Below are 24,164 nucleotides of genomic sequence, written 5' to 3' on the forward strand. Positions count from 1 at the left end.
CGACGGCGCTGATGCGCTGCAAGCCTTGCCCAGAGCGAGTTTTGCGCATGGCAAGCAACTTTCTTGGCTGAGGGATGGGGCTAATCAGGTCCCGGTTTGACCGGCTTTTTTGCGGCAACCGGTGCGGTGGCCAGCAACGGCGCGAAGCTGGTGAAGTCCACCACCGAGGAGACGTCGAAGTCTTCGGTGAACCAGTCGTAGAACGATTCCGGATTGGTGGCGCTCAGCGCAACCACATACGCCTCGCCGATGCCGGGCATGGCATCGGTGTGGGCGACATACATCGCATTGCCCGATAACGAGGACCCGGGCACTTGCCAGACCTGAGGCCCCCACACCAGCTGCCAATCGCCAATCCTGTCCTGGGTATCGGCGGAGGCCAGCGTCTGCAGCAAGGTGGTCTGGTAGTCCGCCTGCAGCGCGGGTTGGGTGCCCCTGCGGTCGCCGATCCAGTTGGCCAGTGCCGATAACACAAACGTCTGCTGATATTGGTCGTAACGCATGAAGCGACTCCTTAAGCGACTCCTTTCCCTGGCGCTGCGCGAAGAGGTGGGCGGACACGGGCGCAGCCCCGGTTTCACCCGGACACGCCGCTGGCGTGCGCAGCTGGAATCTAGCAAGGATTTGCCTGCCTGGATGGCAAACGCAGCAGACTTTGACCGACCGCACGAATCGCATCGACAACCATCAGGAACCGCCCCGGCCCGACCGTTGCGGACCGGCATGCCGGTGTCCCCGGTACGCATCTGCCGCGCGATGGCAGGGCCTGCGCGGCGTCTACCATGCGCAAGCAACGGCGCGAACCTTATAATGGCCGCCCGCTGGCCTCGCCGTCCCACGTCTCCTTGATGATGAAACACTGGCTGGCGCGGTTGCGCATCGATCCCTTCACCCTCGCGCTGCTGTGCACGGTCACGCTGGCCTCGCTGCTGCCGGTGTCCGGTACCGCCGCTGTGGTCATGGACGATGTCACCGACGTGGCGATCGCCGCATTGTTCTTCCTGCATGGTGCGCGGCTCTCGCGCGAGGCAGTCAAGGCCGGCGCGCTGCACTGGCGGCTGCATCTGGTGATCCTGGCCTGCACCTTCGTGCTGTTTCCGCTGCTCGGCCTGCTGCTCAAGCCGCTGGCACATGTGGCACTGACGCCGGAGTTGTATATCGGCGTGCTGTTCCTGTGCGCGCTGCCGTCCACCGTGCAGTCCTCGATCGCGTTCACCTCGATGGCGCGCGGCAATGTCCCGGCCGCAGTCTGCGCCGCCTCGCTGTCCAGCCTGCTGGGGGTGTTCTTCACTCCGCTGCTGATGGGCGCGCTGGTGGGCAGCCAGGGCGTAATGGCGCATCCGGCCGAAGCGATCGGCAAGATCGTGCTGCAATTGCTGGTGCCGTTCCTGGCCGGCCACTTCCTGCGCCCATGGATCGGCGGCTGGGTCGAACGGCGTCGTGCGGTGCTGCGCTACACCGACCAGGCCACCATCCTGCTGGTGGTCTACACCGCCTTCAGCGCGTCAGTGAACGAAGGGCTGTGGCAGAAGACCCCGTTGCCGGCCCTGCTTTCGGTCATCGGCGTGGCAGCCTTGTTGCTGGCGTTGGCGATGGTTTCGATCACTGTTCTTGCGCGGCGCCTGCACTTCAACCGCGCCGACGAGATCGCCATCGTGTTCTGCGGCTCGAAAAAAAGCCTGGCCACCGGCGTGCCGATGGCCAAAGTGATGTTCGCTGGCGGCGGGCTGGGCGCGATCGTGCTGCCGATCATGCTGTATCACCAGGTGCAGCTGATCGTCTGCGCGTTCGTGGCGGCGCGCTACGCGCGCACCACGCCGGACGTGTCGCAAGACCGGGCCGGCCGTCATTGATGGATGTGGTGCGGGCAACAGCGCAACGGCACAGTGCATGACAGTATTTCGCCTGGCCGACCTCCACCGGTTGTCAGCACAGGTACAAAAGTTATGACGCTGACGCGCCAGCGTGCGCTAGCGTAGGCGATCAACATCTGCCAACCCCATCGGTGACCGCCATGACGTTGTCGTTCCGACGCCCGTGCCCGTGCGCGATCGCGCTGCTGGCAGCCCTGACGTCCCTGGCAGGCTGCAACATGCCCGAGACCCCGGCGACAGCGGCAACAGCGGCCAGGGCAACTGCAACGCCGGCTCCCGCGTCCAGCATCGCCTGGCGCGAAGGCGATGTGGACGATGCCTTCGCCGAAGCCAGGGAGACCGGCAAGCCGGTCCTGCTGTACTGGGGCGCAGCCTGGTGCCCGCCCTGCAATCGACTCAAGGCCACCTTGTTCAAGGACCCGGCGTTCATCGCGCGTACCCGGCAATTCGTCGCCGTGCACCTGGATGGCGATTCGGAGGGTGCGCAGGCCTGGGGCGAACGCTTCGGCATCAAGGGTTACCCCACCATCATCGTGCTGCGTCCGGACCGCAGCGAGATCACCCGCCTGGCCGGCGACGCCGATAACGCCCGCCTGGTCGACGTGCTGCGCGTTGCCGCCAGCAGCACCAGTACCGTCAAACAGCTGCTGGACACCGCGCTGCATGCGCCACAGACCCTGACGGCGGACGACTGGTCGGTGCTCGGCAACTACGCCTGGGGCACCGACGACCGCCTGCTCAAGCGCGAGGACGCAGCGGGCGTACTGACCCGGCTTTCCACGGTGGCGCCGCAGCCCGCGCTAAAGCGCAGCTTTGCCCTGGAAGCACTCACCGCGACGAAGGACCCGCCCGCCCCCACTCCGGCCTATCGCACGTTGCTTGAGTCCGTGCTGGCCGATCCGGCAGAGGTACGCGCCAATCTCGGCTCACTGAACTACATGCCGGCACGCCTGGTCGCGGCCGCCAGCGCCGATGCCGGCGAACGCGCCACGCTGTCCACCGCCGTGGTCAATGCCCTGGACAAGGTCTACGCCGACCCCACACTGCCGGTCTCCGACAGGCTCGGCACCGCGTTCGCGCGCATCCAGCTCGCCCGTCTGGCACAGGGCCAACCGACCGAGGCCGAAACGAAGGATCCCCAGCCGCGGCTTCCGCAGGAGGTCGTCGCTACCGTGCGCCAACGCGTGCAGTGGGCGAGCCAGGCCGCCAGGACCGATGAAGAACGCCAGTCCACCATCAGCACGGCAGCGGCCCTGCTGAGTGAGGTGGGTGACCGCAGTGGCGCCGAACAGCTGTTGCTGGCAGAACTCTCGCGGACCAGGACGCCGTACTACTACATGCCGGAACTGGCAGAGCTGGCCGAACACCGCGGCGACAAGAAAACCGCCCTGTCATGGCTCAAGAAGGCGTACGAAAGCGCACAGGGCCCCGCCACCCGCGTGCAATGGGGTGTGCTGTATGTCGATGGACTGCTCCGGCTCAGCCCGGACGACACGACAGGCATCGAAACCGCCGCCACGCAGGTGATTGGCGAACTGGCCGGGCAACCGGACGGCTACCGCCAGCGGACCCGGCAACGTTTCGACACACTCGCCGCAGCCCTGAAACGCTGGAGCAAGCAGCATCGTCGCGACGGCAGCGCGGTCCTTGCACGGCTGCAGAAGAAGATGCAGTCCAGCTGCGACAGCAAGAATGCCAGCGACTGCGCCAGCTGGCTGAGTTGAGACCTGCACACCTGCGGCGGCCTGCCTGCCGCCGCACGCAGGATCCCGGCCTGGCATGCGCGTTCTAGCGGACCCAGGGCAACAGCAGGTGATCGACCATGAGAAATGCAAATAGCGCCATCAGATAGACGATGGAGTAGCCGAACATCTTCATCGAAAACAGCTCGTCCGGCGGATCGAGCATGCGCCAGGCGTACCAGAGGAACACCACGTTGAGCACCAGCGCGCCGCCCAGGTAGAACACCCCGCTCATGCCCACCACCACCGGCAGCAACGTCACGATCGCCAACACGATCGTGTACACCAGGATCTGCTTGCGCGTGTGCGGCACGCCATGGGTCACCGGCAACATCGGGATCGCCGCCTTGGCGTAGTCGGCACGGCGGAAGATCGCCAGCGCCCAGAAATGCGGCGGTGTCCAGATGAAGATGATCAGCACCAGCAGCGAGGCATTGATCCAGTCCGTCGTGGTCGGCAGCCCGGTCACGGCGGCCCACCCCAGCATCGGCGGCGTGGCGCCGGCCAACCCGCCGATCACGATGTTCTGCGAGGTGGCGCGTTTCAGGTACACGGTGTAGATCACTGCATAACCGATCAACGAGGCGAAGGTCAGCACTGCGGTGATGACATTCACCCACACCACCAGGAGGGTCATGGAGACGGCGATCAGCGCGCTGGCGAACACCAATACCTGCCACGGCCGCACCTTGCCCACCACCAGCGGACGCCACGAGGTACGCGCCATCTGCGCATCGATCTTGGCGTCGAGCAATTGGTTGATCGCCGCCGCTGCCGAGGCCGCCAGCCAGATGCCCAGAAAGCCCAGCGCACCGGTGCGCACCTGCACCCACGACGGCATGCCGGGAATGGCCAGGAACATGCCCACCAGCGCTGTGAACACGATCAGTGCCACCACCTTGGGTTTGGTCAGATCCCAGTAATCGCGTGCGCTGACAGCCATGCTCACTCCGGCGCGCGCAACCGCGCCAACAGGGAGACCAGCACGAACAACAGTGCCACCGCGCCACCGTTATGCAGTACCGACACTTCCAGCGGCAGCGCCAGCTTGACGTTGAGAACGCCCAGCGTCACCTGCACGGCCACCAGCAACGCCAATGCGCCTGCCCACACCCGCATGCCTGGCGAGCGTGACAAGCGCCACGCCAACCACCACAAGTACAGCGCGGTCGCAATCGCCCACAGCCGGTGCGCCATCTGGATGGCGATACGCGCCGCGCCATCGAGCACGCCGCCTTCGTAATCCACGCCGATCCCGCGCCACAGCGTAAAGCCCTCGCGGACGTCGTGCGGCGGCCACCACTGGCTGACGCAACGCGGGAAGTTGTCGGCCGACCAGCTACCGCCGCCGCACGCCAGCGCGGCGTAGTTGGCGCTGACCCAGCCACCGAGCGCAATCTGCAGGCCGAGCACCACCACGCCCAGCCGCAGCAGCCATTTCAACCGCGAGGCGTCGGCCAGCGTGATCGGCAAGTGCGTGGCGCGCCAGGCCATCCACACCAGCAGCGAGAACATCAACATGCCGCCCAGCAGATGGCCCATCACCACGATGGGCTTGAGCAGCAGCGTCACCGTCCACATGCCCAGCAGCGCCTGGAAGATCACCACCGCCAGCGTCAGCACCGCCGCGCGCGCCAGGTCGATGTTGCTCCAGCGCAACGCCGCCAACAACAGGATGGCCTCGCCGGCCAGCGCCACGCCCATCGCCAATCCGTGCCAGCCAGACATGTACAAGGGAATCGACAACGCCACCAGCACCGCGGCCGAGACGACCTGGGCGATGCCCATGCGACGGCGACGCGCAGCCAGCAGCGTCAGCACCAATACCTCCACACCCAGCGCACCGGCCAGGAAGCGGTGCACCTGCTCGCGCCAGGCCTTGTGCGACTCCAGCGGCCGGATCTTGCTGGCCACATGCGTATTGGCTTCGTCGGTGGTCTGCGGCCAGGTCACGCGGCCGTAGCAGGTCGGCCAGTCCGGGCAGCTCATGCCGGCATCGGACAGGCGCACGAACGAGCCGAACAGGATCGTGCTCGCAGTGAACAACGCCGCCAGCCAGGCCATGCGGTGGAAGTGGCGGAACAGTGCCGGTGGCGCGAACAGATTCATCGAAACGGGCTCACATCAATTTCAGCAGCTTGACCAGATCGGCGCGCAGGCCGGCCGGGTCGAACCCCGGGGCATAGCGCAGGATCACGAAGCCGTTGGGGTCGATCACATAGACCGGAACGCCGGCCGCATCGTCGGCATGCGGCAGCGCAGCTCGCAACTGCGCGTCGTCGCGCAGCACACGCAAGGCCGGCATCGGCGGCAGCCCGGCCGGCGGCGTACCGATCCACAGCACCTCCACCTTGTCGGCACGGTGTCCGAGCAGTTGCCACACCTTGTCCAGCTCGGCGGCCAATACCAGGCACTGCTGCGTGCAATCGGCCGGCGGTGCCAGCGCGATACGCCACATGCGCTCGCCCGGTGCCCACGCATATGGCTGCCCATCCGCACGCACAGGCTTCAGCTCGCGGAGGTCGGCCGGCGGGTTGAGCAATTGGCCGTTGTTGCGCATCGACGCAGGCTGCCACCCGGCAAAGCGCAGTCCGCCGGCCAGCGCCATCGAGCCGAAGAACAGCACCGCCAGGGCAATCAGCATTCTGCGGCCGCGTTTGACCGCGTGCGGGTTGGCCGATGGGGAGAGAGTCATGCCGGCGATTTTCTCATGCCGCAGGCGTCAGTGCCCGAGTCGGCGGCGACGCCGCGCACGCCAGGTCAGCAGTGCAGCGGTGCTCATCACCGCAGCCGCCAGCCCGAACCATTGCACCGCATAACCCAAGTGCCGCGCGGGCGGCAGCGTGTTCGGCAGCATCTCCAGATCGCGCACGTAGCCCACGGGCACAGCCGGATCCAGCCGCAGGACCTGCGACGAAATGTCGCGCCTGCCCAAGGCCCCACGCACTGCCTCCGGGTCCAGCCGCGTAGCCAGCCAGGTGGACGAGGTGGCAGTGGGTGCCAGTGCAGGACCGATCGCCAGCCCGGCCGACGGCGGCGCACCCAGCAAGCCCTGCACGGCGCGCACACCGTCCAGCGTCGCGAGGGTGGGCAACTGCCGATTCGCAGGCAACGGCAGCCAGCCGAGATCGACCAGTAGCGCTGCTGATGCGCCTTCTACCGTAGCGAGTTGATAGACGCGCACACCCGCACGCCCATCATGCAGTTGGTTGTCCAACAACACCTGCTGCGGGACAAAGCGCACACGCCCGCTCACCCAGCTCAGCATCTGTGGGCTGGCCAGGGCCTGCACCAGGGTCAATGGCTGCTCCCGCACATGCGCCGCGCGTTCCAGCAATGCCTGCTTGCTGTGCATGCGCTGCAGCTGCCACTGGCCCAGCGCCGCAAATCCTCCGCTCACCAGCACCGCCAACATCCATCCCAGCACTGCCGTGTGCCTGCGCGTCATGACAAGCAACGCAAAAAAGCGTGCAATGGTCGCACCATGTCGACGACCCCCGGGGTTGCTGTGAACGATTCGCTCAAGACGCTGCTGATTGTCGCCTTCCTGATCGTGATTTTGTGGAACCTGGGTGCCGGCCTGTACTACCTGCTCACCGACCGCGGCCAGACCAAACGCACCGTCAACGCACTCACCTGGCGCATCGGCCTATCGGTGGCATTGATCGCCATCGTGATTCTCGGCATCTACACCGGCTGGATCAAGCCGCATGGCATCGGCCGCTGACGTGCCGGGAATGGGGAATCGGGAATGGGGAATCGCAAAGGCATAAGCGGGCTCGCTCTTGCGATTCCCGATTCCCGATTCTCAAAGGACATACACGAATAGGAACAGCGCCAGCCACACCACGTCGACGAAGTGCCAATACCATGCCGCCGCTTCGAAGGCGAAGTGATTGTCGCGGGTAAAGTGACCCTTGGCCACGCGCAGCCACATCACCGCCAGCATGATGGTGCCCAGCAGCACGTGCATGCCATGGAACCCAGTGAGCATGAAGAAGGTGGAGCCATAAATGCCCGAACCGAGGGTGAGATTGAGTTCGGTGTAAGCGTGGATGTACTCCTCCGCCTGCAGGAACAGGAACACACAGCCCAGCAGCACCGTCAGCCCCAGCCACACCAGCAGCGCGCCACGGCGCCCGCCCTTCAACGCATGGTGCGCGATGGTCAGCGTCACGCCCGAGGTGAGCAGGATCAAGGTATTGATGAGCGGCAGTCCCCAGGCCGGAATGGTCTGGAACTGCCCGCCGATCGTACCCGGGCCGTTGGTGGGCCAGCCGGCCGAATAGCCATTCCACAGTAATTCGTTGGTCATCACGCCATCGCCCTCGCCCCCCAGCCAGGGCAGCGTGAGCACGCGCGTGTAGAACAAAGCACCGAAAAACGCGGCGAAAAACATCACCTCGGAAAAAATGAACCATACCATCCCAATGCGGAACGACCCGTCCACCTGGCGGTTGTAGTGGCCCGCATTGGATTCGCGGATGACATCGCCAAACCACAGGAACAAGGTCGCCAGCAACATCGCCATGCCGGCGAAGAACGTCCAGCGCCCCCAGGCCGCATCGTTGAGCCAGCTGGCCACGCCGATCATCATCACGAACATCGCAATCGAGCCGACAAACGGCCATTTGCTCTGGCTCGGGACGAAATACGCATCGGCGTTGGGACTGTGATCGGCCATGGCGTTGCTTCCGTGTCGTGGTGAGTGTGGATGGACGTTAAGGTGCGGCGCGCGGCGCGCCGGAAGCGCCTGGCCCCTGCAATTCAGAGGTCAGCGCGTCGTTGCGGTAGAACGTATAGGACAAGGTGATGGTGGTGACTTCCGGCGGCAGCGCCGGATCGACGATGAAACGCAGCGGCATGTCGCGCGTCTCGCCGGCCTGCAAGGTCTGCGCGGTGAAGCAGAAGCATTCGGTCTTGTTGAAATAGCCCGATGCACGCGCTGGCGCGACCGACGGGACCGCGCTGCCGACCACCGCACGCGTACTGTCGTTACGCGCGAAGTACAGCGCTTCATTGAGTTCGCCCGGCACCACATCCATCGTCATCTGCTCGGGATGGAAGGTCCATGGCAACTTGGAATTGACCCCGGCATCGAACTCCACCCGTACCGTGCGCTTGCCCGGCACGGCGAGCGTGCCCGCGCCTGCCCGCGCGTTACCGGGCGCGCGCTCCATGCGGATACCGAAGACCTTTTCGCAGGCAATGCGATATAGCGGCACCAGGGAAAACGTCAGCACGAACACGCCCAGCACCACACCGAGCAGCTTGAATAAGCCGGCCGTCGGTGCAGGCGCGGGCGCACGAGCATTCACCGCCCGATGACTCCGGATGCGATGAACCCCGCGTAGATCAGCAACGCGATGATGCCGACCGTGATCGCCGTACGCCGCACTGCGCGGCGCTGCTGCGCCTGGCGCTCGGCCGCCGAAAGCAGGCGCGTCACCGCCGGCTCCGAGGCGGACTCAGTGACCGATGTCTTCATGGGCAAGATCTCCAGGCTTGATCACCGGCGGCACGGTAAAGGTATGCGCTGGCGCCGGCGACGGCACCGTCCACTCCAGCCCCTTGGCGCCTTCCCATGCACGCGCATCGGCCCTGGCACCACTGCGCAACGAGGCAAGCAGGATGCCGGCCATCAGGAACGGCGTGGCGAACATGCCGAACGCACCGATCGAGCTGACCAGATTCCAGTCGGCGAACACCACGTTGTAATCGGGAATGCGCCGCGGCATGCCGGCCAGACCAAGGAAATGCTGCGGGAAGAACAGCAGGTTGACGAAGATCATCGTCCACCAGAAATGGAACTTGGCCCAGGCCTCGTTGTACATGCGCCCGGTCCATTTCGGCCACCAGTAGTACACCGCCGCGATCAGCGCGAACACCGCGCCGGTGACCAGCACGTAATGGAAATGCGCCACCACGAAGTAGGTGTCGTGGTACTGGAAGTCGGCCGGCACGATCGCAAGCATCAGGCCCGAGAAACCGCCGATGCTGAAGAGGATCACGAACGCCACCGCCCACAGCATCGGCGATTCGAAGGTCAGCGAGCCCTTCCACATCGTGCTGACCCAGTTGAACACCTTCACCCCGGTCGGGATGGAGATCAGCATGGTGGCGAACATAAAGTAGATCTCGCCACCCAGCGGCATGCCCACGGTGAACATGTGGTGGGCCCAAACGATGAAGCTCAGGAAGGCGATCGCCGCGATGGCATAGACCATCGCCTGGTAGCCGAACAGCGGCTTGCGGCTGAAGGTGGGGATGATTTCGCTGACCACGCCGAACGCCGGCAGGATCATGATGTAGACCTCCGGGTGCCCGAAGAACCAGAAGATGTGCTGGTACATCACCGGATCGCCACCGCCTGCCGCGTTGAAGAAGCTGGTGCCGAAGAACTTGTCGGTCAGCAGCATGGTCACCGCGCCGGCCAGCACCGGCATCACCGCGATTAGCAGGAAGGCGGTAATCAGCCAGGCCCAGCAGAAGATCGGCATTTTCAGCAGATCGATGCCCGGTGCACGCATGTTGAGCACGGTGGCAATGATGTTGATCGCGCCCATGATCGAGCTGACGCCGGCCACATGGATCGCAAACACGCTGAAGGCCACGTTGTAGCCGCCCTGCAAGGACAGCGGCGGATACAGCGTCCAGCCACCGGCCGGCGCACCGCCGGGCAGGAACAGCGTCAGCAGCAGCAAGGTGAAGGCAACCGGCAGCAGCCAGAACGACCAGTTGTTCATGCGTGGCAACGCCATGTCCGGCGCGCCGATCTGCAGCGGAATCATCCAGTTGGCCAGGCCCACGAAGGCCGGCATCACCCCACCGAAGATCATCACCAGCGCATGCACGGTGGTCATCTGGTTGAAGAATTCGGGTTTGACGAACTGCAGGCCGGGCTGCATCAGTTCGGCGCGGATCACCACGCTCATCGCCGCGCCGATGATGAACATCACGAAGGAGAACAGCAGGTACAGCGTTCCGATGTCCTTGTGATTGGTCGAAAAGAACCAGCGCTCGACGAAACCGGGCTGGTGGTGTCCGTGGTGATCGACTGCGGTATGCGCCATGACGGAACGACCTCTGCGAAACGATGCGGTTGCGTGCGGTTAGAGAGCGGCGGTCGGTGCGGCGGCCGGCGGTGCGGGTGCGGCGTCACCGGCCGGCGTCGGCGCGGGGGCTGCAGGTGCGGCAGCCGGCGCCGCTTGCGCAGCGTTGCGACGCGCAGCCAGCCAGCGCTGGAACTCGGCCTTGGGCAGGGCTTCGACAACGATCGGCATGAACCCGTGGTCCTTGCCGCACAGCTCGGCGCATTGCCCGCGATACACACCCGGCTGCTCGATATTGGTCCAGGCTTCGTTGACGATGCCCGGGATGGCATCCTGCTTCCAGCCCAGCGCCGGTACCCACCACGCGTGGATGACGTCGTCGGCGGTAATCACGAAGCGGATCTTGGTACCGACCGGCAATACCAGCCGGTTATCCACGTCGAGCAGGTAATGTGGCTGCGAGGCCATGGTGGGACGCTCGCCGCTCTGGCGGATGCGATCGGACTCGCGCGCCAACCGGCTGGTGAATTCCACGCCCTGGCCCAGGTATTCGTACTTCCACATCCACTGGTAGCCGGTCACCTTGACCGTCATTTCCGATTCGCGGGTGTCGTACATCGCAATCAGCTTGGCGGTTGCCGGCCAGGCCATGGCGATCAGCACCAGCACCGGAATCACCGTCCACAGCACTTCGGCCCGCGTGTTGTGGCTGAACTGAGCAGCCACCGCGCCCTTGGACTTGCGGAACTTGAAGATGGCATAGCCCATCGCGCCGAACACCAGCACGCCGATCACCACGCAGACCCACAGCGCCACCATGTGCGCCTCGTAGGCCATGCGCGCGGTCTGGGTCACCCCGCGGCCCATGTTGAGCTGCCACGCCGTGGGGTCGGCCGACTGCGCCAACGCCGCCGGCGCGCTCGCCAGCGCCGCCACTGCCAGTCCCAACCGCATGTACATCGACTTCCAGCTGCTGCGTTGCGTCATTGCCTAGACCCTTACGTCATCGGTGACGGCCATTGGCGGCCGCGAGCAAGCGTTTCAGCGTATCTGCCAGTTCCACACGTTCGGCGGGCCCGAGAAAGCTTCCGATCTCGATCTGCCTGCCGCTGCTCACCAACAGCACCCTGTCATCGCGTTCCACACATAACCGCACCCAATGCGGATGTGCCTGAAACGCTGGTGGCGCGTGCCCGGACGGAAATACCTCGACAGCGGTCTCCCCTACCTGGATCGCTTCTTCGCGCTCGCCGCTTCGCCACAACTGCCGCAGCGCCAACGCCACCACACCACTGTGCAACAGGGCGAATACCGGCGCGAATGCATTTCCGGTCCACCACCCCAGGCCCGCAAACAACCACATCATTCCAGCCAGAACCGCGAACAACAGCACGAATTGCCGGAACGACAGCGCCCTTGGAGGCCGCAACCGTAACTGCGTCCCGACCCTTTCGGACATCAACGGCAGCACTTCGATCATTGATAACACGCAGTGCACTGCGGGAACAGCTCGATGGTAGACCCGCGCCGACGCATGCGGCAAGCGTTTCCGGCAATCGGAAATTTGCTGCAGTGCAGCTAAAAGTACGCAAAAAATCAACCACTTCACGGAAAGACCGGGGATGCACGCCCCGCCAGCGGACGGGTCATCGCCTGCGCAGGCGACCTGCACAAAACGGCGGGAAAGCTGCCGCATCCGCACAAGTGCGCGACCGCCATGGCTCTCTAGAATGTGCGCGGATTCCCAGGCACCTTTCGCATGCACGCTCAGCCCGACCCACTTGCCACTTCCGCTATCGCACAGCCCCTGCTGGCGCCCGAATTGCCGGCCGCGCCCGGTGCCTTGCGCGCCGCCATCACCGCTGCCTGGCTCAAGGACGAAACCGAGCACATGCGCGAGTTGCTCGACCAGGCGCGTCTGCCGGCCGCCGAGCAGGCCAAGGTGCAGGCGCTTGCCGCCGACCTGGTCAGCCGCGTGCGTGCCCGCGCGCAGGATCAGGGCGCCATCGAAGCCTTCATGCGCCAGTACGACCTGGGCAGCGAGGAAGGCGTGCTGCTGATGTGCGTGGCCGAAGCGCTGCTGCGTATTCCCGACCAGGACACCGCCGACAAGCTGATCCGCGACAAGCTGGGCGATGCGGACTGGAAGAAGCACATGGGCGGCAGCGACTCGGTGCTGGTCAACGCCTCCACGTGGGGCCTGATGCTCACCGGCAGGCTGGTGCAGCTCAACGATCTCACCCGTGCCGATGTACCTGGTGCCTTCAAGCGCCTGATCGGCCGTGTCGGCGAGCCGGTGATCCGCCTGGCCGTGCGCCAGGCCATGAAGATCATGGGCCATCAGTTCGTCATGGGCAGGACCATCGGCGAGGCACTGGCGCGTTCGCGCAAGGGCGACAATGCCCACTACCGCTATTCGTTCGACATGCTCGGCGAAGGCGCGCTCACCATGCAGGATGCGCAGCGCTATCTGCAGGAGTATCGCGATGCGATCCATGCGATCGGCCGCAGCGGCCGCTTCGTCGGCACCGATGTGTTCGCCGCGCCCAGCATCTCGATCAAGCTATCGGCACTGTATCCGCGCTACGAACACGCCAAGCGCGCACGGGTGATGGCCGAACTGGTACCCGGTGTGCTGGAGCTGGCGCAGCTGGCCAAGTCCTATGGTATCGGCTACACCGTCGATGCCGAAGAAGCCGACCGTCTGGAACTGTCGCTGGACATCATCCAGGCCACCTTCTCCGATCCCTCGCTGGACGGCTGGGAAGGCTATGGACTGGCCGTGCAGGCCTATCAGAAGCGCACGCCCTACACCATCGATTTCCTGGCCGACCTCGCCCGCCGCGTGGGTCGGCGTATCCCGGTGCGGCTGGTCAAGGGCGCGTACTGGGATGCGGAGATCAAACGCGCCCAGGTCGAGGGGCACCCCGGCTACCCCGTGTTTACCCGCAAGCAGAACACCGATGTGTCCTACCTGGCCTGCGCGCGCCGCATCTTTGCGCACAGCGATGCGTTGTATCCGATGTTTGCCACGCACAACGCACAGACCATCGCCGCGGTGCGTGCGATTTCGGCCGGCAAGACCTACGAACATCAAAAGCTGCACGGCATGGGCGATGACCTGTATGCCGAAGTGATTCCGGCCGATCGCCTGGGCTTGCCCTGCCGCGTGTATGCGCCGGTCGGTTCGCATGAGGATCTGCTGCCCTATCTGGTGCGCCGTCTGCTCGAGAACGGCGCCAATTCCAGCTTCGTCAATCGCATCACCGATGAGGACGTCGCCATCGAAGACCTGATCCGCGATCCGGTCGAAGCGGTGTCCTCGTTCGCCTCCATCCCGCATCCCAAGATCCCGCTGCCGACCGATCTGTTGCGCAGCCAGAACCAGAACAGGAAGAACTCCATGGGCGCCAACCTCGCCAACGACAACGATCTGCGGCAGCTGGCCGAGCAACTCAACGCCGCGATCAAGCCGTGGACGGCTGCGCCGCTGGTGCCCGGCGCGGTGATTTCCACGCCCAGCCAGGCCGTGCTCAATCCGGCGGACCGCCGCCAGACCGTGGGGCATTGGCAACCTGCAGATGCTGCAACCGTGCAGAAGGCGCTGGCCACGGCCGCCGCCGCGCAACCGGCATGGAACCGCACCCCGGCCGCCAGCCGCGCCACCATCCTGGAGCACGCGGCCGATCTGCTGGAAACGCGCATGCCCGAGTTCATGGCCATCTGCGTCAAGGAAGCCGGCAAGACCCTGCCCGACGCCGTCGCCGAGGTGCGCGAAGCGGTCGACTTCCTGCGCTACTACGCCGGCCAGGCGCGCGTGCAGTTCGGTGCCCCCGAGCGCCTGCCCGGCCCAACTGGCGAATCCAACGAACTGCAGCTGCATGGCCGTGGTGTGTTCGTCTGCATCAGCCCGTGGAATTTCCCGCTGGCGATCTTCCTTGGCCAGGTGGCCGCGGCGTTGGCAGCGGGCAACACCGTCATTGCCAAGCCGGCCGAGCAGACCAATCTGATCGGCTTTGCGGCAGTCAAACTGCTGCACGCAGCCGGTGTGCCGGAGGCAGCGGTGCAGTTGCTGCCCGGCGATGGCGCCACGGTGGGCGCCGCACTGACCAACGATGCGCGCGTGGCCGGTGTGGCCTTCACCGGCTCCACCGACACCGCGCGCATCATCAACCGCACCCTTGCCGCGCGCGATGCGGCCATCGGCGTGCTGATCGCCGAGACCGGTGGCCAGAACGCGTTCATCGCCGACTCGTCCTCACTGCCAGAGGCCGTGGTCAAGGATGCGATCTCCAGCGCCTTCATGTCCGCTGGCCAGCGCTGTTCTGCGGCACGTGTGCTGTTCGTCCAGGACGACATCGCCGACAAGGTCATGACCATGCTGGCCGGCGCCATGGGCCAATTGAAGATCGGCGATCCAGCTGCGTTGTCCACCGATGTGGGTCCGGTCATCGATGCAGAGGCACTCAAGATCCTGGACGATCACGCAGCACGCATGGACCGGGAGGCGCGCCTGATCGGCACGACCTCGCTCGATGCAGGCACCGCACATGGCAGCTTTTTCGCCCCGCGTGCGTATGAGCTCACCGCATTGGCACAGTTGCAGCGCGAGATCTTTGGTCCGGTGCTGCACGTCATTCGCTGGAAGGCCGACCAGCTTGATGCAGTGATCGATCAGATCAATGCCACCGGCTACGGCCTGACGCTGGGCGTGCATTCGCGCATCGACGAGACCATCGAGCGAATCACCTCGCGCGTTGCAGTGGGCAATGTCTACGTCAACCGCAATCAGATCGGTGCCGTCGTTGGCGTGCAGCCGTTCGGTGGCCAAGGCTTGTCGGGCACCGGTCCCAAGGCCGGCGGCCCGCATTACCTGCTGCGCTTTGCCACCGAGAAGGTTGTCACCGTCAACACCACTGCCGCAGGTGGCAACGCCTCGCTGCTGACCTTGGGCGACTGACCACCGCGGGCAGGGCGGGCAGCGACTGCTCGCCCTGCGCGTCGATGTATCCGGTGGCACGCGCTGTTCAGCGCGTGCCCTGCAGGTCGACAAGCAGACTGGCAACGACCGCTTCCTCCGCGATACTGACGCCGTGGGACGCCATCGCCATCGTCAACTCGGCATCCCACAAGGCCTGGACGCTATCGCCGCTCAGTTCATGCGGCCGCGTCGGTGCCTGTGCGACGGCGGCACGGTAATCGGCCGTCCCGAATCGCCAGGGCCGCGCATTCCAGGTCCGCATGACCAGATTGGCGATGCCGATGCCAGGCCAGTCGTAATCGCCGTGGTAATGCAGATGCGCGCCTGCGGCGGTTAATTGATCCAGCAGGATGCGCTGGGCGGCGGCCGGCATGCCGTCGGTACAGATCAACGGCGCGCAGGCCGCGCCCAGACGGTCGGCCGCGATGGCGACGATGTCCGGGTTCTCGCAGACATGGATGCGGCGCCCTGCCACTGGCCACGCCGGCCGGTGACGCAGCAGCTGCCGCAACGACAGATAACCCGGCTCACCGGACCTGCGGGTGAAATCGTCCTGGCCGGGCATCGGCAGATTCAAATACAACGCCGGCCGGGCCAGTGCGCTGACCAGCACGCCGGCCCGCGCCCACACATGGCGTACGCGCGCATCGTCGGGATCGCCTGCCGTGCCTGGCCTGCCGGCATCTCGCGTCCCTTCGTACCAGCGCCATGCAGTCAGTACGATCGTCGCCACCGGCCTGCCGGGGTCCAGCGCATGTGCATCGCCAAGCAGCTCGGCAGACAACTGCGAGCGCGGCACGCCACTGGCCGGGAGCCGGGCCAGCACGTTGTCGGCCGCCTGCAGCATCAGATCCGCACGATCGGGTTCGCGCGCCAGGCGCTTGAGCAGCGTCAACGCGGCAGGCGACTGGTCCAGCCAGTCACGCAGCAGCTTGGCCACCTGGATATCGATCAACAGTGCCGACCATCGGGATTGCAGCGCGTTTCGCAGTCTGGCGTGTGCAACGATCGGCCCCTCCAAACGCTCCAGTGCATCGCGTAGCGAATCGGCCAAGCCTGCCGCGCGCAGCCGCGCATCCAGTTCGACAACATCCAGGGTGATCGAGCGCGCCCTGCGCGAGGGAAGGCCGGCCAGCTGCGCCAATGCCGAATATGCAGCGGCATCCAGTCCCCCCAGACGAATGATGCCTGGCACGGCCTCGGGGCCGGCCTGCTCGTAGCGGCGGCGCAGGCGCTGGCGGACCGAAGCCAGTTCGTCACCGCCCAATAACCGCTGCAGACGCGGGTCGGCCGGCGCGATCGCCGCGGCCTTGGTCATGTCGTCGGAAAGCGGCGGTCGGGATCGTCCTGGATGCGTTTGGCGCGGCCGTCCCAGGTCCAACGCGAGACGTACACCGCATCCACCCCTTCGCGCCGTTGCAGCTGGCAGATCGCCACACCGGGCAATTCGGCGTAACACGCCCATTCGCGCTCGCTGGTGATGACGAAATCCAGGTCGAACTCGCGCACCAATCCCATGCAATGCGCGCGTGCGGTGTCATCGATGCCGGCAAACGCCTCGTCGAGCAACATCAACCGGGGCGCAAGCGGGCTACCGCCATGGCCGTAGAAACTGGCGATCGCGGCAAACAGCGGCACGGTCAGACCCAGTGCGCGTTCACCGCTGGAGGCCGGACCGGACAGTTTGCGCCACTGGCCGTCCTGCTGGCGCTGGATCCGGAAGCGATGCCAATGGCGGTAATCCAGCGCGTGTGCGAGTTGGTCGATCAGGCTGCGGCCGGTGGCATCGGCGTCGGCGCGTGCACGCTCGGCGGCGATCTGCTGTTGCAGCATGCCACCGACCGTTGCACGGTCTTCGGCCGACCATAGATCGGCACTGGTATTGAGCAGGCGCTTGCGTGCAGCGTCCAACCCGACCGGAGCTCCTTCTTCGGTGGACATCGGCTCCCATTGCAGCCGATAGCGCACCCCGGTGGTGGTCGGACGCTTGTGCAATTCATCGTTGATCGCATCGACGCGATCATTGGCAGCACGCATCAATCGCTGGATTTCGGAGGCGATCTCGGCCTGCAGGTGGTTTTCCAGCACTTCACGCTCGCGCGCGGACAACAGTTCGCTGCGTTGGGCGATGTCCTCGGCCAGCAACCGCGCCAAGGTGTCCGGGCGCTCGGCGCGGCCGCGGTACTGGATGGCAACGGTAACGCCCCAATCGTTGGGTTCGGACACCGCCAGATGCCCCAGTGCGCTCAGCCCGCGCTGCAGCTCGCTGAGGTCTTCGGAGATCTGCTTTTGCACGCGGGTCCAGGCCACCTCGTTGTCCACGATCTGCGCCAACGCCTGTTCGACGCGGCGAGCCAGATGCAAGGCTGGATCGACGGTCCATTGCTCAGGTGGCTGCACGTCCGGCAATGCCGCCGCGAGCAAGCCGCTGTGCGCAAATTGCTGCAGGCGTTCCACCGCAGCCAGGCGTTCGGCGACGCGTTCGGCCAGCTGCGCTTCGGCTTGCCCGGCACGCGCGGCGGCCACGGCATGTCCCTTGGCCGCATCGCTCTGCGCGGTGCGGCACAGCTCAAGCGCGGTCTCGGCGTGATCGCGTTCGCTGCGAGCGGCAGCCAACTTGCGGCGCAGCTCCTCGACCTGTTGCCCGATGGAGTGCCGCAACGTCTCGAAGCGGATGCGCGCTTGCTCGGCCTGTTCGTCCGCAAGCAAGCAGCCCTCGTCTGCCCGCGTCAACGCCATCTGCGCCTCGTCTTCGCGCTGGCGCTGCTGTACCTGTTCCGGCCAGGCGCGCTGCCACTCGCGCACGGCCTGGACCAGCCGCCCCTGGGTCCGGTCGAAGCGCTCCAGGGCCTGCTCGACCTCCGGCAATTGCGCTGCTGCCGCCGGCAGGTGCAAATCGAGCGCCGTGCGCTGTACTTGCTCACGTGCCGCCTGCAAGGCGGCGTCGGCGTCGCGCTGCCGCGTCTGGGCCAGTTCCAGCCGCTGCCGGGCGCGCCCGGCCTCCTCACCCGCCAATAGCGCGGTCGACATCGCCGCGTGCAGCGCACGCTCGGAGGGCGCGCGTGCCCATTCTTCGTCGGCCTGGCGACGATCGGCATCGAGCGTCTCGCCATGGAGCGCGCATTCGGCCATCTCGGCCTGCAGTGCAGCCAACGCGATGGCGATCTCCTGCAAGCGCTGTTCGCGCGCGCGGGCCTGGGCGCTTCGACCGATATAACGCGCCTCGGGCTTTTGCCACGCACCAGCCAATGCACCCAGGCGGAAGCGCCCGTCGGGCGACAACCAGGTGTCTGCATCGGGCTGGTCGTGATCGCCATAGGCAACGCCGGCCAACACGTCGACCAGCAACGGTTCCGCAATCGCGCAGGCGTCCGGCAACGCCGGTATCAGTGCATGACTCAAGCGCGTGCCGGCCACTGGCGCATGACGGAGCCAGCTCGTATCCAGCAGAGGACGACCTTGTTGATCCGTCAGCGCGCCATCCGGCGACAACCAGGCATCGAGCAAACCGCTGGCTTCCAGTGCCGCTTCCAGTCCGGCGCGCTCGGATGCACTCAATTGCGGCTGGAAATCGACCAGCTGCCAGAGCGGTGCACCCTGGCGTTGCGCGCGCACGCCGGCAGCCCGTGTCACCGGCTCGGGCGGAACGGCCTCTTCGCCTGCGACCAGGCGCTCGCGCTCGTCTCTCAACGCCGTGTCCTGCAGGCGCAGGTGCTCCTGCCGTGCACGCAATTCCACCGCGCGCACGGTGTATCTCTCCAAGGCGACCTGGCGGGCGGCCGACAAGGCTGCGTGGGCCGGATTGTCGCCTTCGGGACGGGTGGTCCATTCGGCAAGCTGCTGCAACGGTACGGCCGCCTCCAGGCGCAGTTGCACCAGCGTGTCGCAATAGCCGCTCCATGCCTGCACCAATGCGTCAGCGGCCTGTTCGGTCTGACGATCCGCATGCGCGCGTCGTTCCAGCGCGTCGTTGCAGTCATCGCGCGTGGTCTGGGCATGCTCCTCCGCCGCCGCCGCCGCTGCCTGCTGGGTGTCCACCTCACCATGACGACGACGCAGCGCAGCGATATCCTGCCGCCGCTGCGACGCTAGCGCCTGCAGGCTCTCGGCGGTGGCGGTTGACTCCAGTGGGCGCTGCGCCAGCTCCTCGGCGGGCAACGCCAGCAACGGATGCACGACGACGTCCACATCCAGGCCGATGCTGCGGGCAGTGTCCAGTGTCTGGGAACGCTCGGTGTCCATTGCCGCGCGCGCGTTGTCCGCCTGCAAGGCACGCTGCCGTCCAAGCTCGGATTCGCGGCGCAGCGTCGCTGCCGCCCTCTCACCGTGCGCGCGGGCTGCCTGCGACTCGCGCGCGCGTTGTTCGGCATCCTTTTCCGCCTGGGCCAGTCGGTTGGCCTCTTTGTTGTCGGGATCGCTCTGCAGGGTTTCCAGCCGCTCGCGCGCGACCGCATACACTTGCCTGGCCGCTTCAGAGGCTTGACTGGCGTCGTCTTCGTCGCGCTTGGCCTGCTCGTAGTCGGCCTGCGCCTGGTGACGTGCTTCGCTGGCATTGTCGAAGCCGGTCTGTGCCTGCCGAAGTTCGCGCGCCTGCCGGCGCGCCAGCATGCCCGCATACACACGGTAGCGCCGGTCGAACTGCGCGATGGCTTGCTCCAGTCGGCGCGTCTGCTCCAACTGATCGCGGTCTTCCTCCAGCTGATTGAGCGCTTCGGCCACGTCGCCGAGCAATTCGCCCGGCAGCGGCGGCAGTGATTCGCTCAAGGCGTTGGACAACCCGGTCTCGTCGGGCTTTTTCGACAATTGCGGCTGGCGCAATTGAATCAGGGTGTCGATCAACGCGTCGTAGCGCCGCTGCCCCAACTGGAACAGATGCTCGTCCACCGCTCGACGGTAGCCCTGCGCGCTTTCGAACACCTGGCCACGGCCGCTCAGCGCCTCGCGCAGGCGTTCTCGCGTGAGCACCTGGCGCTGACTGGTGGTCAGCCACAGATCCTGGCCGATGCGTGGGCTCGCGTGCGTTCCATCGCCTTCGATCAGAAAGTACCAACTGTCCACCTGCGCCCTGCCCGCCACCGCCGACAATCCGACACCCAGGGTGAGGTAATGCGCACGACCGTCCCGATCACGACGGCCGAACTCGATCCAGCTGTAGCCAATACGGCGCGGATAGCTGCCAAGCAACAGGTTCCATGCCATCTTCTTGCCGCTGTCGCCATCGGGTTCGACCCTGGACGAACGCAACTGCGCGTCGAACAACAACGGTAAGGTCAACGACAGCACCTTGGACTTGCCGGTGCCGTTGTTGCCGCGCAACAGCAGGTGGCCGTCCTCGAACCAGAATTCCTCGCTGTCGTAATGAAACAGCTCCACCAGACCCAGGCGCAGCGGTTGCCAGCGCTCGCGCCGGGGTTCGGGCAGCGCAGTTCTGGACTGGGTCATCGACAGGGACAGCAGGTCTTCGGTCATGATTCAGGATCGGCCAGCAAGAGATTTTCGCCTTGGGCGTCCCGCACCGTGGTCTGGCCAAGCGAGAAACGCGCGATGGCCGGCAATGGGCGCAGCCCGTCGGTCTCACGGGCCAACAGGCACAGCCGACAGAGCCGATCCACGGCGATCGCCGCCAACTCGCGCTCCGCGCCCGGCGCACGCGCCGACTTGCGCCAGTAACGGCCGTAGCGCCCGGCGGCGTCGCGCAGGAACACTTCGATCTCGGCCATTGTCAGCAGCAAGGGCGCACGCGCCTGACGCAGGCATCCAGCCAGATACTCAGCCACCAGCAAGGTGACATGCGCTTCGGTTCCTTCGGCAGGCATTGCCACGTCGGTCAACTGACCATGTTCATCGACCAGCGCAAGCCCTTCGGCGCGCTGCTCGGCCACCAACCCGGCGGCCTCGCACAACCGGCTGGCCAACACACCGCGTTGATTGGTGAAATAGCCACGCGTTTCCTCGTCCAGGGTGTCGGCATACAGCACCGGATCATCGAGCAAACGGCGCGTCAGATGATGGCGCATGGCATCGCGCCGCCCCTGTTCGCTGTCTACGGTGAACTCGCTCACCAGGGCACGTAGCCGCATCTCGATATCGGTCGGCATCTCTTCCACACGCCAGGTGGACGGCCCGCGCACCGCTGCCGGCAGGTCGGCCAGCAAGCGACGATGCACGTCATATAACGCGTCGGACTGCTGCCAGCCATTCTCCTGCACGAAATTCTCCTCCTCACCGGCCACCCGCTCGAGCACGCCCTGTTCGAGCAACGTGCGACAGACCACGACCAGTTCGCGCCGTTCGGTGGCGCTGCGCATGGTAAAGGCAAACCCTAGTGCCTCCAACGCCGGGTCGGCGGCCTGCTGCACGATCCGCTCGCCGATCAAGCGCAGGGTGATCTGCGGATCGGCGCGCTCCAGCACCGCGCAGGCAAGACATAGCAGGACGTAGCGACGGCGGTCGTAATCGGGCAGGCCCCGGGTGGGATCGGACAGATCGGCCGGACGCTTGAACAGTCGCGCCCCCTCGCGGTCCACATGCAACGGCCAACCGGCTTCGCGCGCGAACCACTCCCGCAGTCGCTCTGCCTGCCGTCGCACCGCCGGAAAATCCGCATGACCCGGCGCCATCAGCGGCTGCATCAGCAGCCCACGCAATGCGCGGCGAAACTCGTCCTGTTGCTGGGATTTCTGCAATTCGCCAACGGGCACCGCGCGGCGACGGGAGACCTGTGCGCTCATGCGCGCGCCTGTGTTGAACGGATGGTCAGCAGATGATCGCGCCCACTGAAGATTCCCGCAGGTGTGTGGATCTCGGCACGGCTGCCCACGGCCAACGGCTCGAGACGGATCTGCAGCAAACCATCGCCGGTCTGGCGTTCGACCGCCTGGTCGGGGTTGGCCTGGTCTGCGAGAGCTTCACCCAGCAAACTCAGGAACAGTCCGAACGCGTGCGCATCCAGGTGGCCCAGCTCTGACAGCCTGGTGGGATGCCCGGTTGCCAGCCGACGCCGTGCAGCATCGACCTGCTGCGACTCCTCGGCCAACTGTTGCGCCATCAATGCACGCTCCCGGCTACGGTCACGCACCCGAGCCAGTGGGCCGCGCGGCGCGGCCTCCCCGTATTCGCGCAGGCGGGGGTTGATCGTCAGCGGTGGCGCGTCCAGCCAGGAGGTGCTGGCGGTGACGTCCTGATCGGACGAGGTCTCCAGTGAAAAGTGGCGGGCCGGCTGTAGCGCGAATGCCGCGCGTGCGAGGCGGTGCGCCTGCGCATCGCCGTTGCATGCGGCAAACCACTGTGCCAACACGCGGAAATCGGCCGACCGATCGCTACGACCACTGCGGCGCTCATTGACTGCGGCAATCGCGCCCAGCAACTGTGGGATGGCTGCGCGGGCGCGTGCACGCAACAGCTCGGCTTGCGGAGGTTCATTGCCACTGGCAAGAAACCAGCCACACAACCCTTTCCAGCGCTCCTGCCAAATTGCCCGTCGGCGGCTCGCCTCGTCCGCCAGCTCACCAGGATCGCCTGGCGCGATATCCCGCGCTTCTCGCTCGGCGACCTGTTGCAGCACGTTATCGATCGACAGGGAAATATGTTGCAGGGTGCGAGCGATGGTGTCGGAGCGGCGGATCAAATCACCCATGAAACGTTCCAGGTACTCGATCAGACGGCGTTTGTAGGCGACCAGCGCCGTCGCATCGGCTTGCTGTAACTCCAGGCTGCGTGCCACCCCCGCCATGAATGCCTGCGCGTTGGCGGCCAGGTCCTCGAACACCCGCACCAGGTCACGCAGGATGGCGTGCGCTTTTGCGCTATCGAGCCGTTGCGGCGTCGCGGCCACATCTGCCAGCAACTGACGCAAGGCCTGTAGACGACTATCGATGTCCTCCAACGCCACGGTTTGCAGTTCGGCGCGGTGACGCAGATTCCGCTCGAACGCGTCCAGTCCCACTTCTACCGCTTCACCGCCACGCGAGAGGCGATAGATGTAGCGTGCCCGGTAATAGTCGTTGAGTGTGGACACGCGGGCCATGTCCGGCTGCGACTCGAGATTTCCCCACGTCGATAACTGCGCGAGTGCCGCCGTGATGTCTTCCTGCGTGGGGACTTCACCTTCCCACAATGCTTCAGCGAACACCTCGTCCGGCCGCAACTGGAGACGATACTGACGCTTCGCGCCGGCAAACACGGCCATGATCGAGCGATACACGCTTGCCTTGTCCGCCGTCACATGACGAAACAGATCAGCTGCTGCAGCGGTTCGCGAAACGTCACGCGTCTGCATGTTGTTGCCTTCGCAAGATGGAATCCGGCAGAGAGATCATCGGACTCGCACAAAAACTGCACTCATGCCTGAATTGTGCCCATGATGCGGGGTAAATCCAAGCCTGTATTAAGCAAGCGCGACATACACCGGAGCAAACGACAGCGCCCGGCCATGCGTAGGTTTTGATGAGGTGGAGGATTTGGAGTGGGGCAAAAAGAACAAACCCCCAGTCCTGTTGGACTGAGGGTTTGGGGA

19 protein-coding genes are annotated in these 24,164 nt (G+C 65.5%); 4 read left to right on the forward strand and 15 right to left on the reverse strand.

From position 1 onward, the window contains the following. Positions 1-80: 80 nt before the first annotated feature. On the reverse strand, positions 81-503 hold the full coding sequence (locus XcuCFBP2542_RS16915; protein WP_211293026.1) for a hypothetical protein: 423 nt from the start codon (positions 501-503) through the stop codon (positions 81-83). A gap of 345 nt (positions 504-848) precedes the next feature. On the opposite strand from XcuCFBP2542_RS16915, the gene XcuCFBP2542_RS16920 reads away from it, so the two are divergent. Together XcuCFBP2542_RS16920 and XcuCFBP2542_RS16925 are read left to right on the forward strand one after the other, a co-directional pair. Beyond that, positions 849-1,853, forward strand: coding sequence for a bile acid:sodium symporter family protein (locus XcuCFBP2542_RS16920; RefSeq protein WP_104605194.1), 1,005 nt, complete (start codon positions 849-851; stop codon positions 1,851-1,853). Positions 1,854-2,014: 161 nt separating this feature from the next. Next, positions 2,015-3,598 (forward strand): thioredoxin family protein, encoded by a 1,584-nt coding sequence (locus XcuCFBP2542_RS16925; RefSeq protein ID WP_104605166.1) that lies wholly within the window; start codon positions 2,015-2,017, stop codon positions 3,596-3,598. 64 nt (positions 3,599-3,662) lie between these two features. Here the strand turns inward: XcuCFBP2542_RS16925 and cyoE are convergent, their stop codons facing one another. From cyoE to XcuCFBP2542_RS16945, 4 genes are read right to left on the reverse strand one after another with little or no spacing between them, the layout of a single operon-like run. Then, complete coding sequence (cyoE, locus tag XcuCFBP2542_RS16930; RefSeq protein WP_104605168.1) at positions 3,663-4,559, reverse strand: heme o synthase; 897 nt, start codon at positions 4,557-4,559, stop codon at positions 3,663-3,665. 2 nt (positions 4,560-4,561) lie between these two features. Next, on the reverse strand, positions 4,562-5,725 hold the full coding sequence (locus XcuCFBP2542_RS16935; protein ID WP_104605170.1) for a COX15/CtaA family protein: 1,164 nt from the start codon (positions 5,723-5,725) through the stop codon (positions 4,562-4,564). 10 nt (positions 5,726-5,735) lie between these two features. After that, positions 5,736-6,311 carry a hypothetical protein gene (locus XcuCFBP2542_RS16940; RefSeq protein WP_104605172.1) on the reverse strand — a complete coding sequence of 192 codons (576 nt, stop codon included), beginning with the start codon at positions 6,309-6,311 and terminating at the stop codon, positions 5,736-5,738. 27 nt (positions 6,312-6,338) lie between these two features. After that, positions 6,339-7,064, reverse strand: a complete 726-nt coding sequence (locus XcuCFBP2542_RS16945; protein WP_104605174.1) for an SURF1 family protein — start codon at positions 7,062-7,064, stop codon at positions 6,339-6,341. Between the two features lie 60 nt (positions 7,065-7,124). On the opposite strand from XcuCFBP2542_RS16945, the gene XcuCFBP2542_RS16950 reads away from it, so the two are divergent. Beyond that, positions 7,125-7,343: a twin transmembrane helix small protein gene (locus XcuCFBP2542_RS16950; protein WP_017157720.1), complete on the forward strand. Its 219-nt coding sequence runs from the start codon at positions 7,125-7,127 to the stop codon at positions 7,341-7,343. Between the two features lie 81 nt (positions 7,344-7,424). Here XcuCFBP2542_RS16950 and XcuCFBP2542_RS16955 read toward each other — a convergent pair whose 3' ends face one another. The 6 genes from XcuCFBP2542_RS16955 to XcuCFBP2542_RS16980 are packed head-to-tail and all read right to left on the reverse strand — an operon-like array spanning position 7,425 to position 12,148. Beyond that, on the reverse strand, positions 7,425-8,300 hold the full coding sequence (locus XcuCFBP2542_RS16955) for a cytochrome c oxidase subunit 3 (protein WP_104605176.1): 876 nt from the start codon (positions 8,298-8,300) through the stop codon (positions 7,425-7,427). 37 nt (positions 8,301-8,337) lie between these two features. Next, positions 8,338-8,934 carry a cytochrome c oxidase assembly protein gene (locus XcuCFBP2542_RS16960; protein ID WP_104605178.1) on the reverse strand — a complete coding sequence of 199 codons (597 nt, stop codon included), beginning with the start codon at positions 8,932-8,934 and terminating at the stop codon, positions 8,338-8,340. Further along, positions 8,931-9,104, reverse strand: coding sequence for a hypothetical protein (locus tag XcuCFBP2542_RS16965; protein ID WP_010374673.1), 174 nt, complete (start codon positions 9,102-9,104; stop codon positions 8,931-8,933). The genes XcuCFBP2542_RS16960 and XcuCFBP2542_RS16965 overlap by 4 nt, the downstream gene beginning before the upstream one ends. Further along, positions 9,085-10,689: a cytochrome c oxidase subunit I gene (gene ctaD / locus XcuCFBP2542_RS16970; RefSeq protein ID WP_104605180.1), complete on the reverse strand. Its 1,605-nt coding sequence runs from the start codon at positions 10,687-10,689 to the stop codon at positions 9,085-9,087. Before ctaD ends, XcuCFBP2542_RS16965 begins: the two co-directional genes overlap by 20 nt. Before the next feature lie 39 nt (positions 10,690-10,728). Continuing rightward, complete coding sequence (coxB, locus tag XcuCFBP2542_RS16975; protein WP_104605182.1) at positions 10,729-11,655, reverse strand: cytochrome c oxidase subunit II; 927 nt, start codon at positions 11,653-11,655, stop codon at positions 10,729-10,731. A gap of 16 nt (positions 11,656-11,671) precedes the next feature. Continuing rightward, positions 11,672-12,148, reverse strand: coding sequence for a DUF2244 domain-containing protein (locus tag XcuCFBP2542_RS16980; protein ID WP_104605184.1), 477 nt, complete (start codon positions 12,146-12,148; stop codon positions 11,672-11,674). A 279-nt stretch (positions 12,149-12,427) separates the two neighbouring features. Here XcuCFBP2542_RS16980 and putA point away from each other — a divergent pair, with 279 nt between their 5' ends. Next, a complete protein-coding gene (gene putA, locus XcuCFBP2542_RS16985) occupies positions 12,428-15,628 on the forward strand; it encodes a bifunctional proline dehydrogenase/L-glutamate gamma-semialdehyde dehydrogenase PutA (protein WP_104605186.1) in 3,201 nt (1,066 codons plus the stop codon). Positions 15,629-15,695: 67 nt separating this feature from the next. On the opposite strand, the gene XcuCFBP2542_RS16990 is transcribed toward putA, so the two are convergent. The 4 genes from XcuCFBP2542_RS16990 to XcuCFBP2542_RS17005 are packed head-to-tail and all read right to left on the reverse strand — an operon-like array spanning position 15,696 to position 23,927. Continuing rightward, positions 15,696-16,967, reverse strand: a complete 1,272-nt coding sequence (locus XcuCFBP2542_RS16990; RefSeq protein WP_104605188.1) for a TIGR02679 family protein — start codon at positions 16,965-16,967, stop codon at positions 15,696-15,698. Continuing rightward, a complete protein-coding gene (locus tag XcuCFBP2542_RS16995) occupies positions 16,964-21,118 on the reverse strand; it encodes a TIGR02680 family protein (RefSeq protein WP_211293027.1) in 4,155 nt (1,384 codons plus the stop codon). Before XcuCFBP2542_RS16995 ends, XcuCFBP2542_RS16990 begins: the two co-directional genes overlap by 4 nt. After that, positions 21,115-22,380, reverse strand: a complete 1,266-nt coding sequence (locus XcuCFBP2542_RS17000) for a TIGR02678 family protein (protein WP_104605190.1) — start codon at positions 22,378-22,380, stop codon at positions 21,115-21,117. The genes XcuCFBP2542_RS16995 and XcuCFBP2542_RS17000 overlap by 4 nt, the downstream gene beginning before the upstream one ends. Continuing rightward, on the reverse strand, positions 22,377-23,927 hold the full coding sequence (locus XcuCFBP2542_RS17005; protein WP_104605192.1) for a TIGR02677 family protein: 1,551 nt from the start codon (positions 23,925-23,927) through the stop codon (positions 22,377-22,379). Before XcuCFBP2542_RS17005 ends, XcuCFBP2542_RS17000 begins: the two co-directional genes overlap by 4 nt. Positions 23,928-24,164: the final 237 nt, after the last annotated feature.

The sequence above is a fragment of the Xanthomonas cucurbitae genome (assembly GCF_002939885.1).
In the GTDB taxonomy this organism is placed as follows: Bacteria; Pseudomonadota; Gammaproteobacteria; order Xanthomonadales; family Xanthomonadaceae; genus Xanthomonas; species Xanthomonas cucurbitae.